Source organism: Streptomyces beigongshangae (assembly GCF_019710745.1).
GTDB lineage: Bacteria > Actinomycetota > Actinomycetes > Streptomycetales > Streptomycetaceae > Streptomyces > Streptomyces beigongshangae.
The window spans coordinates 147603-162686 of sequence record NZ_JAHKJW010000003.1 but is presented as its reverse complement, the minus strand read 5'-3'; the positions used below and the strand labels follow the sequence as shown (position 1 = coordinate 162686).

The window sequence follows — 15084 nt, the reverse complement described above, 5'->3', positions numbered from 1 at the left end:
CGGCGTTGTTGTGCGCGGTGCCTCCTTAGCTCAGTCCGGCCAGAGCAACGCACTTGTAATGCGTAGGTCGTCGGTTCGAATCCGACAGGGGGCTCCGTCCATCGGTACGGGGTGATCGCCGTGCCGTTCCGCAGGGCCCAGGTCAGTCGTCGGCCTGGGCCTTCTGCGTGGGGACGCCCGCCGCCCGGGCGATCACCCGGGCCGTGCGCAGGCCCTCCCGGTGGGCCTGGCCCGTGTGGGCCGGGCGGCAGCGGCCCCATTCCGGGGAGTACTCGGCCATGACCGCGCCCGGGTGGTCCGTGGCCAGTTCCGTGAGGGGGGCCGTGCGGCCGCAGGCCGCCAGGGCGCGCTGGAACTCGCCCGCGTTGGCGAAGTCGCACACCGTGTCCTGCGTGCCGTGCACCAGGTGGATGGGCAGGGGAGGGGCGTCGGCGCAGACGTCCATCGGGGAGGGCAGGCCGAGCAGCGGCTCGGGCTGGTTGTAGCGGGCGGCGACGCCGACCACGGCGGCGGGGCGCCAGCCCTCCGGCGGGTCCGGGCGCAGGGCCGTGGCCATCGCGGCGCGTCCGCCCAGGGACCAGCCGACGAGGACCACCTCCTCCGGGTTCCGTACGAAGTCCCAGGTGAAGCGGAGCGACGCGGCGAGCTGGGGGCGGCCGCCGTCCTCGGCGTCCGGGTGCCAGTCGGGGACTATGACGGTGGCGCCGAGGCGGGCGACCTCCGCCGCCAGTGCGCCGAGGACGTCCCGTTCGGCGGGGCCGCGGCCGTGCCAGAGCAGGACCGTCGGGGCGTCCGGGGCGGCGGCGCGGTGGATGTCGAGGAGCTGACCGTCGGACGAGTAGCGGACGGTGTCCATGACTGCGGTGCTCATGGGGTTCCCCTTGTCTCAGCTTTTCTCAGCGGCCCGCGACCCGGTCGGCGATGCGTGCCATCCGGGACGACCGCGCGGCGTGTGTGGTGAGTTCGTGGCGGTCGGCGGCCCGGTACGTCGCGTACATGGCGTGTACCCCGAGCCAGCGGAAAGGTTCGGGTTCCCACTTGCGGACCTTGTGTTCGACCCAGGGGAGCGTGGTGAGGTCGGTCGCGCCGGACTGGCCCGAGTCCTGCTGGACTAGGTCCCGGAGGGTGCGGGCGGCGAGGTTGGACGTGGCGACTCCGGAGCCGACGTAGCCGCCGGCCCAGCCGAGACCGGTGGAGCGGTCCAGGGTGACCGAGGCGCACCAGTCGCGGGGCACGCCGAGGACGCCGGACCAGGCGTGGGCCACGGCGAGGTCCGGGAGCTGGGGGAAGAGGCGCCGGAGGAGGTCGTGCAGGGCCCGGACCGTGGAGGGGTGCGTACGGCCGTCGTCGTCCGTGCGTGAGCCGTAGCGGTACGGGACGCCGCGGCCGCCGAGCGCGATGCGGTCGTCGGCGGTGCGCTGGGCGTACATGTAGGCGTGGGCCATGTCGCCGAGGGTCTCCCGGCCCTCCCAGCCGACCGACTCCCACTGGGCGGGGGTCAGGGGCTCGGTGGCGATCATCGAGGAGTTCATCGGGAGCCAGGTGCGCCGGTGGCCCTTCAGGGCGGCCGTGAAGCCCTCCGTGCAGCGCAGGACGTACGGGGCGCGGACCGTGCCGTGCGGGGTGACGGCGTGCCGGGGCCTGATCTCCGTGACGGGTGTCGACTCGTGGATCGTGACGCCGAGCGCCTCGACGGCGGTCGCGAGGCCCTTGAGCAGTTTGACCGGGTGCAGGCGGGCGCCGTGCGGGGTCCAGGTCGAACCGGTGGCGTCCGCGATCCGGATGCGCTCGGCGGTCTCGCGGGGGCCGTACAGCTCGCGGTCCTCCTCGCCGTACGAGAGTTCCGTCTCGTGGAAGGTCTTCAGGCGTGCCAGCTGGGCGGGGGTGCGGGCGACTTCGAGGACGCCGCCCCGGTGGACGTCCGCCTCGATGCCTTCCTGTGCGGCGACGCGGAGGACCTCGGTAACCGTGGCGTTCATGGCCTGCTGGAGGCGTACGGCGGCCTCGTGGCCGTGCAGGCGCGCGTAGCGGTCGCGGCCCGCGATGCCGTTGTAGAGCCAGCCGCCGTTGCGGCCTGAGGCGCCGTAGCCGCAGAACCGCTGTTCCAGGACGGTGATGCGCAGGAAGGGGGCGGTCTTCTTCAGGTAGTACGCGGTCCACAGGCCGGTGTAGCCGCCGCCGACGATCACCACGTCGGCGTTCGCGTCGCCCGGGAGGGGGGTGCGGGGGGAGGGGCGGCCGTCCTGGGCGTACCAGAACGATATGTCACCGTTTGTCGTGGGGGCGGGGGCGGGGGCGGGGGCGGGGGCGCGGGATCCGTCCGGTGTGCCGGGTGTGTTGTCCGCGTTCTCCGTGCTGCTCACGCGCGAGACGTTAGCTTCTCCGGGTGGTGGGTGTCTTCTTCGGATGCGAGGGTCTGGGGGCGGTTCGGGTGGAGGACACGAGGGTGAGTGGGCACGGGCGGCTGCTGGAGCGGGGCGGGCGGTTCGTCGAGCGGTGGGGGTTGCGGCAGGAGGGCGCGCCGATGAGCGGGCGTGTCTCGGTCGTGCTGCCGGTGGTGTGCGCCGACGGGACGCGGGCCGCGCTGAAGCTGCAGGACGTCGACGAGGAGACGGCCGGTGAAGGGCTCGCGCTGCGGACCTGGGACGGCGACGGGGTCGTACGGTTGCTGGAGGAGGACGCGGAGAGCGGCACGTTGCTGCTGGAGCGGCTCGACGAGGACCGGCCGTTGGACGCCGTGCCGGACGTGATGGAGGCGACCGCGGTCCTGGCCGGGCTGCTCGCGCGGCTCACGGCCGTGCCGGCGCCGGCCGGGCTGCGGCGCCTCGACGGTGTCGTCGCGGGGATGTTCGCGCGGTTGCCGCGGGTGCTCGCGTCCCTCGCGGCGGACGACGACAGACGGCTGCTGGCGGACTGCGCGGCGGCCGTGCGCGAGGTCGCGGACGAGCCGGGGGACCGGCTGCTGCACTGGGACCTGCACTTCGGGAACGTCCTCGCGGCCGGCCGCGAGCCCTGGCTCGTCATCGATCCGAAGCCGCTGGCCGGGGATCCCTGCTTCGAGTTGCTGCCCGCGCTGTGGAACCGGTTCGACGAGGGCCGGCTGACGCGCCGCTTCGACCTGCTGACCCGGACGCTGGGCGTGGACCGGGAACGGGCGCGTGCCTGGACGCTGGGGCGGGTGCTGCAGGACTCGCTGTGGCGGGTGGAGGAGGGGGCGGGGGCGGGGGCGGGGGCGGGGCTGGACGTCGGGCAGGTCGCTGTCGCGCGGATGTTGTTGGGGCGTTGAGGGCTGCCGTGGGCCGTGGGGGGCAGGATGGGGGGATGGTTGTGGCACGTAGAGCGGTGAAGGCCGGCGCAGGGGTGAAGAAGGGCGCTGGGGTGAAGGGGGCGCGGCGGCCCGAGGTGCGGTTGCCTGCGCTGGAGCCGTACGGGGGTGGGGAGCTGGAGCCGGACGGGGACTACGACGGGCTGCGGTTCACCGACGTGGACTTCGCGGGGCAGGACGGCGGGGGTGCGCGGTTCATGGACTGCGCGTTGACGGGGTGCGCGGTCGACGGGACGCGGCTGCACCATGTGCGGGTGCTGGACTCCATGCTGACGGGGCTGCGCGGGGTCGGTACGGACCTCGGGTCGGCGGCCTTCCGGGACGTGGAGGTGGTCGACGCGCGGTTGGGCGGGGTGCAGTTGCACGGGGCCGTGCTGGAGCGGGTCGTGTTCCGTGGGGGGAAGATCGATTTTCTGAATCTGCGGGAGGCGCGGATCCGGGATGTGGTGTTCGAGGGGTGCGTGCTCGTCGAGCCGGACTTCGGGGGTGCCCGGCTGGAGCGGGTGGAGTTCGTGGACTCCGTGCTGAAGGAGGCGGACTTCAGCGGGGTGTCGCTGACGGACGTGGATCTGCGGCGGGCGGCGGAGGTGGGGTTCGCGCGCGGGGTCGACCGGTTGGCGGGGGCGGTGATCAGTCCGGCGCAGTTGCTGGATCTGGCGGGGGTGTTCGCCGCGGAGGTGGGGGTTCGGGTGGTGGGGGTTGAGGGGTGAGTGCTGAGGGGTGAGTGCTGAGGGCGGGTGCTGAGGGGTGAGTGCTGAGGGCGGGTGCTGAGGGGTGGCGTCCGTCCGGGCGGTGGTGGGGTCGGGGCCGTGCCGGTACGTCGAGTCCGCCGCCACCGGGTGTCCGGCCGTAGGTTTCTGAGGGTTCCGTTTCCAGGAGGAGCCCTACGCGGCGGACTTTCGACGTACCGGCACGGCCCGCTCCCGTGACGTCGCCGACTGCGGGCCGGGCGGGGCCGGGCCGGGCCCGAGGGTGTTCAGGGGAGTCTGGGGAAGCGGGCTTCCAGGGTCCAGATCGCCGGGTTGTCGCGGAGCCCCTCGTGGAGGTCGGTCAGGTCCGCCAGGAGGTCGTGGAGGAAGTCGCGGGCCTCCCGGCGCAGTTCGGTGTGGGAGAAGGTGAGCGGGGGCTCGTCGCCGGGCATCCAGTCGGACTCGATGTCGACCCATCCGAAGCGGCGCTCGAAGAGCATGCGGTCCGTGGACTCGGTGAAGTCCAGTTCGGCGTGCTGGGGGCGGGAGGCCCGGCTGCCCAGGGGATCCTGGTCGAGTTGTTCGGCGATGTCGCACAGGGCCCACGCGAAGTCGAGCACCGGTACCCATCCCCAGGCTGTGGACAGCTCCCGGTCCGTCCTGGTGTCGGCGAGGTAGACATCTCCGCAGAACAGGTCGTGGCGCAGGGCGTGGACGTCCGCGCGGCGGTAGTCGGTCTGCGGGGGGTCCGGGAAGCGGGAGGAGAGGGCGTAGCCGATGTCGAGCACGTGGGTGATGGTGTCACGTCGCGTCGGGGGAGGAGTTGTGCGCCGGTTTGAGCGGCTTGTTGCTTTTCTGGTGGTGTTTGTTCTTGTGGGTTGTGGCGGCGTGGGGAGTGGTGGGGCGGGGAGTGGTGGAGTGGGCGATCCGTATTTTCCTGCTTCCGGGACCGGGGGGTACGACGTCACGCATTACGGGCTCACGCTCGACTACGAGCCCGGGACGCGGTGGCTGGTGGGGGAGGCCGTGATCGTGGCGCGGGCGGAGGAGGATCTGCGCGCGTTCAATCTTGACTTCGTGGGGATGGAGGTCGAGTCGGTCGAGGTCGGGGGTGAGGCCGCGCGGTTCGAACGGCGTGGGGGCGAGGTGACCGTCCGGCCCCGGGGTGGGGTGGGGGAGGGGCGTGTTTTCGTCGTGGTCGTCCGTTACTCCGGGGTTCCCGAGGTCATTCGTGATCCGGACGGTTCCGAGGAGGGGTGGCTGCCTACCGGGGACGGGGCTGTGGCGCTCGGGCAGCCGGTCGGGGGCATGGCCTGGTTCCCCGGGAACCATCATCCGGGCGACAAGGCCACGTACGACATCACCGTCGCCGTGCCCGAGGGGCTGCGGGCCGTCTCCAACGGGGAGTTGAGGAAGGAGACGGTGGTGGACGGGAGGGCCGTCCACGAGTGGCGTGTCGGGGAGCCGATGGCTTCCTACGTGGCGACCGTGGCCGTGGGGGAGTTCCGGATCCGCCGTTCGCGGACCGCCGGAGGGCTGCCCGTGTACGTGGCGGTGGATCCCGGGCAGGACGCGGCGAGCGAGAAGGTGCTGGGGCGGATTCCCGAGATCGTGGCGTGGGGCGAGCGGACGTTCGGGGCGTATCCCTTCTTGTCCACCGGGGCGATCGTGGAGCGGAAGGGTGATGCGGGGTACGCCCTGGAGACCCAGAACCGGCCCGTGTTCCCCGGCGCTCCGAGTGTGGAGCTCCTCGTCCACGAGCTCGCCCACCAGTGGTACGGGAACTCCGTCACCCCCGGGTCGTGGCGCGACATGTGGCTGAACGAGGGCTTCGCGACGTACGCCGAGTGGCTGTGGGGCGAGGACCACGGCGGGGACACCGCCCAGGAGGTCTTCGACCGGCTGTACGCGGGCGACCACTTCGACAAGGAGGCGGACGACGACGCCGTCTGGGCCTTTCCCCCCGCCCGGCCGCCGAGCGCCGCCCACATCTCCGGCAGGCCCGTCTACGAGCGGGGCGCCATGGTGCTGCACGAGGTGCGCCGGACGGTCGGTGACCGGGTGTTCCGGGACATCCTGCGGGGCTGGGCCGCCGAGCGCCGGCACGGCAACGCGGACACCGGTGACTTCACCGCCTATGTGGAGGCGAAGGCGCCGGGCGAGGATTTCGCGGGGATCTGGAGGAGCTGGCTCCATGGGGAAGGGCGGCCCGGCGAGGTCTAGGGCGGCGAGGTCTGGGACGGCGAGGTCCGGGAGGGCAAGGGGGCGTGCAGGGTTTTGCGCTTGCCGTGCTGGGGGGGGGCGTCGACCGGCAGCAGGCCGATCCAGGGGTCCAGGTCGGCCCGGTCGGGGAAGTCACCGCTGAGGGCGTGGAACGCGTGGTTCGGGGATCACACGGGGGAGGGAGCGCGGAGGGCCCCCGGCCGGCCGCAGCCGGGCCGGGGGCCCTCCGTGTGTCGTGCGGGTGCGGGGTGCGCCCGGATCAGACGTTGACGCCGAAGTCCTTGGCGATGCCCGCGAGGCCGGCCGCGTAGCCCTGGCCCACCGCGCGGAACTTCCACTCGGCGCCGTTGCGGTACAGCTCGCCGAAGACCATGGCCGTCTCCGTGGCCGCGTCCTCCGAGAGGTCGTAGCGGGCGATCTCGGCGCCGCCGGCCTGGTTCACGATGCGGATGTACGCGTTGCGGACCTGGCCGAAGTTCTGCGAGCGGGTCTCCGCGTCGTAGATCGAGACCGGGAAGACGATCTTGTCGATGTCGGCGGGGAGGCCCGCGAGGTTGACGTTGATCGCCTCGTCGTCGCCGGCGCCTTCACCCGTCCGGTTGTCGCCCGTGTGGACGATCGTCTGGTCCGGGGTCTGCTTGTTGTTGAAGAAGATGAAGTGGGCGTCCGAGTAGACCTTGCCCTCGGCGTTGACCGCGATGGCCGAGGCGTCCAGGTCGAAGTCGGTTCCCGTGGTGGAGCGGACGTCCCAGCCGAGGCCCACGGTGACGGCGGTCAGGCCCGGAGCCTCCTTGGTGAGCGAGACGTTGCCACCCTTGGACAGGCTTACAGCCATTGTGGGGAGTCCTTCCCTTGTTTTTTGTACGTACGGGTCGTGCGGTGCTGCGCGACAGCTTCGTACGGGACGAAGCTACCGCCACCCTGTGAACGCCGAAGGGGGTCTCCAGGGTTCCGCTCCTCTTTACTTTCTTTACCCGTGGCGCGGGGGGAGGCGGGCGAGGGCGGGGGCGCCGGTGAAAAGCGGGTGACGTGGGTGGCCGGGCGGGGGACCATGGGGCCATGTCCGGTCCCTACGCCATCCGCGGCTCCGTCTCCCTGCCCGAGGCCGAGCTCATGTGGCGTTTCTCGCGTTCCTCCGGGCCCGGTGGCCAGCACGTCAACACGACCGACTCGCAGGTGGAGCTCCGCTTCGACCTCGCGAAGACGGAGGCGCTGCCGCCGGTGTGGAAGGAGCGGGCGCTCGCGAGACTCGCCGACCGGCTGGTCGACGGGGTCGTCGCCGTGCGCGCCTCCGAGCACCGGTCGCAGTGGCGCAACCGGGAGGCGGCGGCCGTCCGGCTCGCCGCGCTGCTCGCCGAGGCGAGCGCGCCGCCGCCCAGGCCCCGCCGGGCCACCCGTGTCCCGCGGGGGATCAACGAGCGCCGGCTCCGTGAGAAGAAGCAGCGGGGCGACACGAAGCGGGGGCGTTCCGGGCGCGACTGGGGCTGAGCCGGGGGCGAAGGCCGGGCGTCGGGGCGAAGGCCGGGGGCAAGGGCGAGGCCGAGGGCTGAGAGCGGGTCGGGGTGGATGCCTCGGGCTTTGCTTTTTGCTGTCGCCCTGTCAGTTCTCGGGTGAGAATGTGGAGTTGTGTTCGCCGCACGGTTTTCTGGCGGTGGAAGAAAAGGCCGGAGGAAAGCGGACCGGGGTGGGGGGCCGCGGGAATCTTCCCGTTCCCGAATGCGGGCGGGTGCTTGCGGCCGTGCGGGTGGAGGGCGACGCCTTCACGGTCGTACACGGTTTCGCGGTCGTACGCAGTTCCATGGTCGCGTACGGCCGCATTCCCCCGGGAACACCCGCCGCTAGCCCAGTCGCCGGTAGCGGCCGCGGAAATACGTGAGCGGGCCGGCGTCCGCGCCCGGCAGGGCGGACGTCAGTACCCGGCCGATCACCAGGGTGTGGTCGCCCGCCGTCACCCGCTGCTCGGTACGGCACTCCAGGGTGGCCAGGGCGCCGTCCAGCAGCGGCGCTCCGGACGCCTCCCCGCGGACGTACGGCACGTCCGCGAAGAGGAGGCGGTCCGAGATGCGGTTCTTCATGGCGAACCGGCTCGCGACGGAGCTCTGCTTCTCGGAGAGCAAAGACACTGCCCACAGGGGTTGTTCGTCCAGCAGGTCGTCCATCCGGGAGCCCTCGCGCAGACCGATGAGTACAAGGGGCGGATCGAGGGACACGGACATGAAGGAGGTCGCCGTCATGCCCACGTCCTCACCGCTCGGGCCGTCCGGGTCGGACTGCCGCTCGTGCGCGGTCACCAGGACCACACCGGCGGCCAGCCGGGACATGGCGGCGCGGAACTCGTCGTTGCTCACCCCCTCAGCATGCACGGACGGGGCGGAAGGGGCGGAAGGGGGAGTGTTGGGCACAGGAAGACGCTATTCTCCGCCAACGTTCATCACATCCGACCAGGGTCCGAACCGGGTCCTAGGACTGAAGGGGGAGTGTGATGCGGATCTCTCATCAGGCGCGCGCACATCTTCCACAAATTTACGTTCAGTAAACGCACCGCGAAAACACAGAAACTCTACCTAATTGTTCATCTTCCCCTGTGACTTGAGTCACAGGTGCCATATTTTGTTGACCCTGTGTACCGAGTGAGCAGCGCGCTGTGATTCAGTGGCGGGGAAGTCGGTAGGGGGTAGGCCGGGAGAGAACCCTGGAGTTGCTGTCGAGGTCTCGAGGGGAGGGCGAATGGAGACCGAGTCGGAGCCGTACGTCCGCCTTGCGACCCTGCGGCAGCTGCATCAGGTCATGGCGGACATGAACAAGGCCCGCAGCCTGGCCGACACACTGCAGACCGTCGCCGACGGCGTCGTCAACGGTCTCGGTTACGAACTGGCCTGCGTCAACCTCGTCCAGCCCGACAACAACCTCGTGGTCGCCGCCTTCGCCGGGAACGCCGCGGCCGAGGCGCTCATCACCGGCCGGGTGGGCTCCCGGGAGTCCTGGGAGCGCCGGCTGTCCATGGGGGAGGCATGGGGCGACCTGCGTTTCATACCGCACACCGAGGGCTGGGTCCTCGACGACGACGACGTCCCGCAGTGGCACACCGACGGGCCCGAACCGCGCTTCGAGGACGAGTGGCACCCCGCCGACCGGCTCTTCGCCCCCATGTACATGCCCGGTGTCCCGGGCGTCTCCAGCGGCGAACTGATCGGTGTCCTGTCCGTGGACCGCCCGCGCAACGGACGGCGCCCCGGCTCCTGGGGCCGCGAGGCGCTGCAGATGTACGCGTTCCAGGCCGCCATAGCCATCAGCAACGCGCGGCTCCGCGCCAACATGCAGCGCGCGCTCGTCCGCCTGGAGCGCGAGCAGCAGGCGCTGCGCGCCAGTGAGGAAAGCTTTCGGCAGGCATTCGAGTACGCCCCCTCCGGCATGGCCGTCGCCGAGATGGGCGGCGACCAGCACGGCCGGATCCTGCGGACCAACGACGCGCTGTGCCGGCTCCTCGGCCGTCCCGCCTCCTCGATGCGCCGCTACTCCTTCTCGGACCTCGTCCACCCCGAGGACATCGGCACCCTGCTCCGGACCTCCGCCGAAGGGGGCCGCGCCGAGCTGCGGCTCTGTCGCCGCGACGGCACGTACGTGTGGGTGTCGCTGCGCAACAGCGTGGTCGCGGACGTCGCCGACGGGCCGCGCTTCCTGCTCACCCACGTCGAGGACATCGAGGAACGCAAGCGGCGCGAGCTGCAGCTCGCGCACCGTGCCTCGCACGACGCGCTCACCGGACTGCCGAACTCCGCGGAGCTGCGCTCCCGGCTCGCCTCCCGGCTGTGCGCGCGTCCCACGGCGACGGAACCCGGCGCGGTCGACACGATCGACGCGGCGTACGGGCAGGTGGTCGCCGCGCGCAACGCGAACGGGTACGACGGGAACGGGTACGACGGGAACGTGTACGACGCCCATGGGCACGCGTTCGACTATCCGCCGGTGCCGGACGCGTTCGACCCGTACGGCCACCATGTGCACACCGTCACACCCGAAGGGGAGCGCGACGACGGCACGAAGGGGCTCGCGGTCCTCTTCTGCGACCTCGACGGCTTCAAGTCGATCAACGACCGCTTCGGGCACAACGCCGGGGACGCCGTGCTGATCGAGGTGGCCCGCCGGCTGAGCGGTGCCGTCCGGGACGGGGACACGGTCGCCCGGCTCGGCGGCGACGAGTTCGTGGTGCTCGCGGACGGGCTGGGGCGGGCCGACGCCGAGGACCTCGCGGTCCGGCTGCGCAGCGAGATCATCCAGCCGATCAGGGTCGACGGCCGGACCATGCGGGTCGGCGCCAGCTTCGGTATCGGGTGGGCCCACTGCGGCATGACGGCGGACGAGGTCCTGCAGTCCGCGGACGAGCGGATGTACGTAGAGAAACGGTCTCGTCCCAAAGCGCACAGGCGTGCGGGCTGACCCGCAGGTCAGGGGTGTCGTGCGAGCTGAGTCACCCGTTCGGTGCACGGGAACCGGGTAGGCTCGCCTTTCGTTCCCCCGTACCGCATCTGAACCGCACCCGCTAGGAGACCAAGGGATGACGCCCGGCAGCAACGGCGCGAGCACGCCCGAGGACGACGACCCGTTCGGCTATCTGTACGAGGACGGGAAGGCCGCCGGAGCCCAGCCGCCGAGCGGTGGCTACGGCTACCCCGGCTCGGTGAACCGGGTGCGTCCGGTCGGCGAGCGCCAGTACGGCCAGTCCGCCGCGCAGAACGCGCCCACCGCGCAGTACGCGCAGCCGCAGGGCACGTACGGGCAGCCGAACGCGCACCACGCCGGGCCCGAGTCCTTCACCGGCCGGACCACCACGGCCCTGCACCAGTCGGCGCCCGACAGCCGGCGCGGCGGCGGCCGGGGCAGCGGTGGCCGGGGCCGCGGGCCCAACACCAAGGGGCTGCTGATCGGTGCCGTCGCGGTCGTCGCGGCCGTGGTGGTCGGCATCGGGATCGCGATGCTCGGCGGCGACTCGGAGGAGGACAAGGGCGGCGACGCGGCCGCGGACCCGACCGTGTCCGCGGGGCAGAGCGCCGAGCCGAGCGAGTCGTCCACCGAGAAGGCCGCGGAGCCGGTCGAGCTGCCCGAGATCGACGCGCAGGCACTGAAGCTGGGCCCCGGTGTGACGACCGCCTCGGACGTCCAGGGCGCGAGCGCGGGCGGCGGCCGCTACGTGACCGGCCTGAACCAGGTCGGCTCCGAGGTCACCTGGACCGTCGACGGCATCCCGGAATCCGGTACGTACACCGTCTTCACGCGGTACAGCGTCGCCGGCAAGGACGCCAAGATGACGCTCACCGTGAACGGCAAGGAGTTCGGCAGCAAGCTGAACCTCGGCAACTTCACGGGCGCCAAGGAGAACGAGTGGGAGAAGGGCTGGACGGAGACCTACTCCTGGCCCACCCTCACCAAGGGCACCAACACGATCTCCATCTCCTGCCGGCAGGGCGACGACTGCAACGTCCTGCTGGACCAGCTCCGTCTGAAGGCGGGCCAGGTCAAGGACTGACAGTTGCCGCCGCGCGGTCTTTCAGGGGGCGCGGGGAACGGCGCGACCAGCCCCCATCGGCCCGCAGCCGACGAGAACCCGCAGCCGGCCCGGCCGGCCACCGGGCACCCCGCGGGGCGCTACGCGACGGTGGTCGCGCCGGTCACCGCCACCCGCCCCAGCAGTTCCTCGTACACCACCCGGTCGAACTCCCCCGCTGTCCGCGCCGGCACGCTCGCCGCGGACAGCGCGACCGCCCGCCCCAGCCGCTCCGGCCAGGGCAGCCGCTCCACCAGCCCCGACAGCAGCCCCGCGACCACCGCGTCGCCCGCCCCCGCGGGATTGCCCCGCAGCGGACGGGGCGGAGCGGCCCGCCAGTCCCCGTCGGGCGTACGGGCGAGCAGTCCCCGCGCTCCCAGTGACGCCACCACCGCGTGTGCTCCGCGCCGGCGCGCGTCCCGGGTCGCCTGCGCCGGATCGTGCGCACCGGTGAGCTCGGCCAGCTCGTCCGCGTTCGGCTTGACGATGTCGGGCCGTGCCGCGATGCCCCGCCGCAACGGCTCCCCGCTCGTGTCCAGCAGCACCGGAACCGCCAGCGCCCTCGCCGTGCGCACCAGCTGGGCGTACGCCCCGACCGGCAGTCCCGGTGGCAGGCTGCCGCACAGCGCCACCGCCGAGGAGGACCGCAGCAGTACCTCGTACGCCTCCTGGAACGCCGCCCACTCGTGGGGCGCGATCACCGGTCCCGCCTCGTTGAGCTGGGTCGTGTCGCCGGTGGAGGTGTCGACGACCGCGACCGTGCGGCGGCTGGGGCCGCCCACCGGGACCAGCGCGTCCACGATCCCCGGGGTCCGCGCGAGCCCTTCCCGCACCGCCTGTCCGGTGGCACCGCCCGCGAGGCCCGTCACCGACACCTCGTGACCGAGGGCCGCGAGCACCCGGGCCACGTTCAGCCCTTTCCCGCCGGGCCGCTCCGTCACCTCGGTGACCCGGTGGGAGGTGTGAGGGCGCAGTTCCCGTACGCGGTACGTGATGTCGAGAGCGGTGTTCAGCGTGACGGTGAGGATCACCTGGGCCGACCTCCCCCGGTGTGCAGGCGCCCGCCGGGCGCGCTCGCCTGTCCGGAACCCCGATCATGTCAAAGACGGCGGGGCTCGGCCCAGTCCCCGAACGTGTCCTGCCGGGCCGGGTTCTCCGGTGGTTCGACCAGCCATTCGCCCCGGCGCATCACGCCCTTGACCTCGAAGCCGGAGTCCAGGACGACGAGGTCGGCGTCCTTGCCCGGCTCCAGCGAACCCACCCGGTCGTACAGGCCCAGCTGCCGGGCCGGGTTGGCGGAGACGGCCGTGACGACGTCCTCGACGGGCAGCCCGTCCAGGGTCACCGCCCGCTTGAAGGCCCGGTCCAGGGTGAGCGTGGAGCCCGCGATGGAGCCGCCCTCCACCAGGCGCGCCACCCCGTCCGCCACCTCGACCTCCAGCGGACCGAGCATGTACCGGCCGTCGCCGAAGCCCGCCGCGTCCATCGCGTCCGTGATGAACGCCACCCGTCCGCCGCCCGCGTGGTGGAAGGCCAGCTGGAGGGAGGCCGGGTGGAGGTGGACGCCGTCGTTGATCAGCTCGACGGTGACCCGCTCGTCCTCCAGCAGCGCCGCGATCGGCCCCGGGCTGCGGTGACCGAGCGTGGGCATCGCGTTGAACAGGTGCGTCGCCACGGTCGCGCCCGCGTCGATGGCCTCCACCGTCTGCTCGTACGTCGCGTCCGTGTGCCCGATCGCCGCGATGACGCCGTGCTCGACGAGGAGGCGTACGGAGTCGATGCCGCCCGGCAGCTCGGTGGCGAGGGTGACCATGCGGGCCTGGCCGCGCGCCGCGTCGATCAGCTTGCGCACCTCCGCCGGGTCGGGGTCGCGCAGCAGCTCCGCGGAGTGCGCCCCCTTGCGGCACGGGGAGATGAACGGGCCCTCGAAGTGGACGCCCGCGAGGTCGCCCTGCTCGGCCAGCTCGGAGAGCAGTCCGGCGCGCTGGGCCAGGCCGTCCATGTCGCCGGTGACGGTGGAGGCGACGAGGGTCGTCGTGCCGTGCAGGCGGTGGGTGCGGACGCCCCGGAGGATCTCCTCGACCGTGCCCGAGGTGAAGGACGCCCCGCCACCGCCGTGGTTGTGCATGTCCACGAAGCCGGGGACCAGCCAGTACCCCGTCAGGTCCCTGCGCGGGGCGCCCTCGGGAGCGCTCCCGGCGATGCGGGTGCCCTCCACGATCACGCGGCCGTCGGGCACCGTGCCCGTGGGGAGCACCACCGTGGCGCCGGACAGCACCACGGCGCGCGGGCCGGCCGGGGGAGTGCGCTCAGTGGTCATCGGGCGGTTACCTCCGGGGCGGGGGAAGCGGGGACGGGAGGGGTGGTGGTGGCCAGCAGGTCCCAGGCGAGGAGACCCGCGCCGAGGCAGCCGGCGGTGTCCCCGAGCGCCGCGGGAACGACGGACGGCAGTCTCTGGAAGGTGACGCGCCGTTCGATCGCGGCGCGCAGCGGGGTGAACAGGGTCTCCCCCGCCTCGGCGAGACCGCCGCCGATGATCAGGGTGCGCGGGTCCAGCAGGGTGAGCGCGGTGACCAGCCCGTCGGCGAGCGCGTCCACGGCGTCCTGCCAGACCGCCCGTGCCCGGGTGTCCCCGGACTCGACGGCCTTCGCGCAGTCCGCGGCGTCGGCGTCCGGGTCGCCGGTCGCGGCGGCCCACGCCCCGCTGACCGCCGCCGCGGACGCGAACCGCTCCAGGCAGCCGCGCTGCCCGCACGGGCAGGGGGTGCCGCCGGGGCGTACGACGATGTGGCCGATCTCGCCCGCGAAGCCGTGCGCGCCCGCCTCGACCCGGCCGTCGATGCCGATCGCGCCGGCGATGCCCGTGCCCAGCGGGACGAACAGGAAGCGGTCCGTGCCGCGGCCCGCGCCGATCCGGCCCTCGGCGAGGCCGCCGGTGCGCACGTCGTGGCCGAGGGCGACCGGCACCCCGTGCAGCCGTTCGCCGAGCAGGTCCCGCAGGGGCACGTCGCGCCAGCCGAGGTTGGCCGCGTAGACGGCGACGCCGCGGTCGGCGTCCACGATGCCGGGGACGGCGACACCGGCCGCCGCCGCGGGCTCGCCGAAGTGGCGCTCGCCGTGCGCGCGCAGGTCGGCGGCGAAGGCGAGGATCGACTCGACGACGGCGTCCGGGCCGCGCTCGCGGCCGGTCGTGCGGCGGGCCCGGTGCAGCAGCCCGCCGTCCGCCCCCACGAGGGCGGCCTTCATCCCGGTGCCGCCCACATCCAGGGCGATGACGTGTCTCACCCGCACAGTGTCGCCCCTCA

Annotated in this window: 14 protein-coding genes and 1 tRNA gene; 7 read left to right on the top strand and 8 right to left on the bottom strand. The window is 72.6% G+C overall.

What is annotated here, in order from left to right:
• The first annotated feature begins 19 nt into the window (after positions 1 to 19).
• Positions 20 to 94 (top strand) — tRNA-Thr (locus KM933_RS03405).
• Positions 95 to 142: 48 nt separating this feature from the next.
• Here the strand turns inward: KM933_RS03405 and KM933_RS03400 are convergent.
• Positions 143 to 871: an alpha/beta hydrolase gene (locus KM933_RS03400; RefSeq protein ID WP_221348253.1), complete on the bottom strand. Its 729-nt coding sequence runs from the start codon at positions 869 to 871 to the stop codon at positions 143 to 145.
• A 25-nt stretch (positions 872 to 896) separates the two neighbouring features.
• The gene (locus tag KM933_RS03395) at positions 897 to 2264 is read right to left on the bottom strand and encodes an NAD(P)/FAD-dependent oxidoreductase (protein WP_308013248.1); all 1368 of its coding nucleotides are present in this window, start codon (positions 2262 to 2264) and stop codon (positions 897 to 899) included.
• Between the two features lie 182 nt (positions 2265 to 2446).
• Between KM933_RS03395 and KM933_RS03390 the strand changes: the two genes are divergently transcribed.
• A complete protein-coding gene (locus tag KM933_RS03390; protein ID WP_308013243.1) occupies positions 2447 to 3286 on the top strand; it encodes an aminoglycoside phosphotransferase family protein in 840 nt (279 codons plus the stop codon).
• A gap of 35 nt (positions 3287 to 3321) precedes the next feature.
• Positions 3322 to 4035, top strand: a complete 714-nt coding sequence (locus KM933_RS03385; RefSeq protein ID WP_221348251.1) for a pentapeptide repeat-containing protein — start codon at positions 3322 to 3324, stop codon at positions 4033 to 4035.
• A gap of 266 nt (positions 4036 to 4301) precedes the next feature.
• Here the strand turns inward: KM933_RS03385 and KM933_RS03380 are convergent, their stop codons facing one another.
• Positions 4302 to 4802, bottom strand: coding sequence for a hypothetical protein (locus tag KM933_RS03380; RefSeq protein WP_221348250.1), 501 nt, complete (start codon positions 4800 to 4802; stop codon positions 4302 to 4304).
• Between the two features lie 7 nt (positions 4803 to 4809).
• Here KM933_RS03380 and KM933_RS03375 point away from each other — a divergent pair, with 7 nt between their 5' ends.
• Complete coding sequence (locus KM933_RS03375) at positions 4810 to 6237, top strand: M1 family metallopeptidase (RefSeq protein ID WP_430727273.1); 1428 nt, start codon at positions 4810 to 4812, stop codon at positions 6235 to 6237.
• Positions 6238 to 6496: 259 nt separating this feature from the next.
• Here the strand turns inward: KM933_RS03375 and KM933_RS03370 are convergent, their stop codons facing one another.
• Entirely contained in the window at positions 6497 to 7072 is a 576-nt protein-coding gene (locus tag KM933_RS03370) for a TerD family protein (protein WP_221348248.1), read from the bottom strand.
• 224 nt (positions 7073 to 7296) lie between these two features.
• Here KM933_RS03370 and arfB point away from each other — a divergent pair, with 224 nt between their 5' ends.
• A complete protein-coding gene (gene arfB, locus KM933_RS03365; RefSeq protein ID WP_221348247.1) occupies positions 7297 to 7725 on the top strand; it encodes an alternative ribosome rescue aminoacyl-tRNA hydrolase ArfB in 429 nt (142 codons plus the stop codon).
• A 350-nt stretch (positions 7726 to 8075) separates the two neighbouring features.
• Here the strand turns inward: arfB and KM933_RS03360 are convergent, their stop codons facing one another.
• On the bottom strand, positions 8076 to 8639 hold the full coding sequence (locus KM933_RS03360) for a flavin reductase family protein (protein ID WP_221348246.1): 564 nt from the start codon (positions 8637 to 8639) through the stop codon (positions 8076 to 8078).
• Positions 8640 to 8964: 325 nt separating this feature from the next.
• On the opposite strand from KM933_RS03360, the gene cdgB reads away from it, so the two are divergent.
• The gene (gene cdgB / locus KM933_RS03355; protein WP_221348245.1) at positions 8965 to 10674 is read left to right on the top strand and encodes a diguanylate cyclase CdgB; all 1710 of its coding nucleotides are present in this window, start codon (positions 8965 to 8967) and stop codon (positions 10672 to 10674) included.
• A gap of 118 nt (positions 10675 to 10792) precedes the next feature.
• Positions 10793 to 11761 carry a carbohydrate-binding protein gene (locus KM933_RS03350; protein WP_221348244.1) on the top strand — a complete coding sequence of 323 codons (969 nt, stop codon included), beginning with the start codon at positions 10793 to 10795 and terminating at the stop codon, positions 11759 to 11761.
• Positions 11762 to 11880: 119 nt separating this feature from the next.
• Here KM933_RS03350 and KM933_RS03345 read toward each other — a convergent pair whose 3' ends face one another.
• The 3 genes from KM933_RS03345 to KM933_RS03335 form a co-directional block, all read right to left on the bottom strand.
• Positions 11881 to 12810: a 1-phosphofructokinase family hexose kinase gene (locus KM933_RS03345; protein WP_221348243.1), complete on the bottom strand. Its 930-nt coding sequence runs from the start codon at positions 12808 to 12810 to the stop codon at positions 11881 to 11883.
• Positions 12811 to 12878: 68 nt separating this feature from the next.
• Positions 12879 to 14099, bottom strand: a complete 1221-nt coding sequence (gene nagA / locus KM933_RS03340; RefSeq protein WP_221348242.1) for an N-acetylglucosamine-6-phosphate deacetylase — start codon at positions 14097 to 14099, stop codon at positions 12879 to 12881.
• Positions 14096 to 15064 (bottom strand): ROK family protein, encoded by a 969-nt coding sequence (locus tag KM933_RS03335; protein ID WP_221348241.1) that lies wholly within the window; start codon positions 15062 to 15064, stop codon positions 14096 to 14098. The genes nagA and KM933_RS03335 overlap by 4 nt, the downstream gene beginning before the upstream one ends.
• Between the last annotated feature and the right edge of the window lie 20 nt (positions 15065 to 15084).

Excerpts from the sequence above, each read along its gene's own strand:
- KM933_RS03400 (WP_221348253.1), bottom strand. The coding sequence starts at position 871 with ATGAGCACCGCAGTCATGGACACCGTCCGCTACTCGTCCGACGGTCAG.
- KM933_RS03385 (WP_221348251.1), top strand. The coding sequence starts at position 3,322 with ATGGTTGTGGCACGTAGAGCGGTGAAGGCCGGCGCAGGGGTGAAGAAG.
- KM933_RS03375 (WP_430727273.1), top strand. The coding sequence starts at position 4,810 with ATGGTGTCACGTCGCGTCGGGGGAGGAGTTGTGCGCCGGTTTGAGCGG.
- KM933_RS03370 (WP_221348248.1), bottom strand. The coding sequence starts at position 7,072 with ATGGCTGTAAGCCTGTCCAAGGGTGGCAACGTCTCGCTCACCAAGGAG.
- arfB (WP_221348247.1), top strand. The coding sequence starts at position 7,297 with ATGTCCGGTCCCTACGCCATCCGCGGCTCCGTCTCCCTGCCCGAGGCC.
- cdgB (WP_221348245.1), top strand. The coding sequence starts at position 8,965 with ATGGAGACCGAGTCGGAGCCGTACGTCCGCCTTGCGACCCTGCGGCAG.
- KM933_RS03350 (WP_221348244.1), top strand. The coding sequence starts at position 10,793 with ATGACGCCCGGCAGCAACGGCGCGAGCACGCCCGAGGACGACGACCCG.
- nagA (WP_221348242.1), bottom strand. The coding sequence starts at position 14,099 with ATGACCACTGAGCGCACTCCCCCGGCCGGCCCGCGCGCCGTGGTGCTG.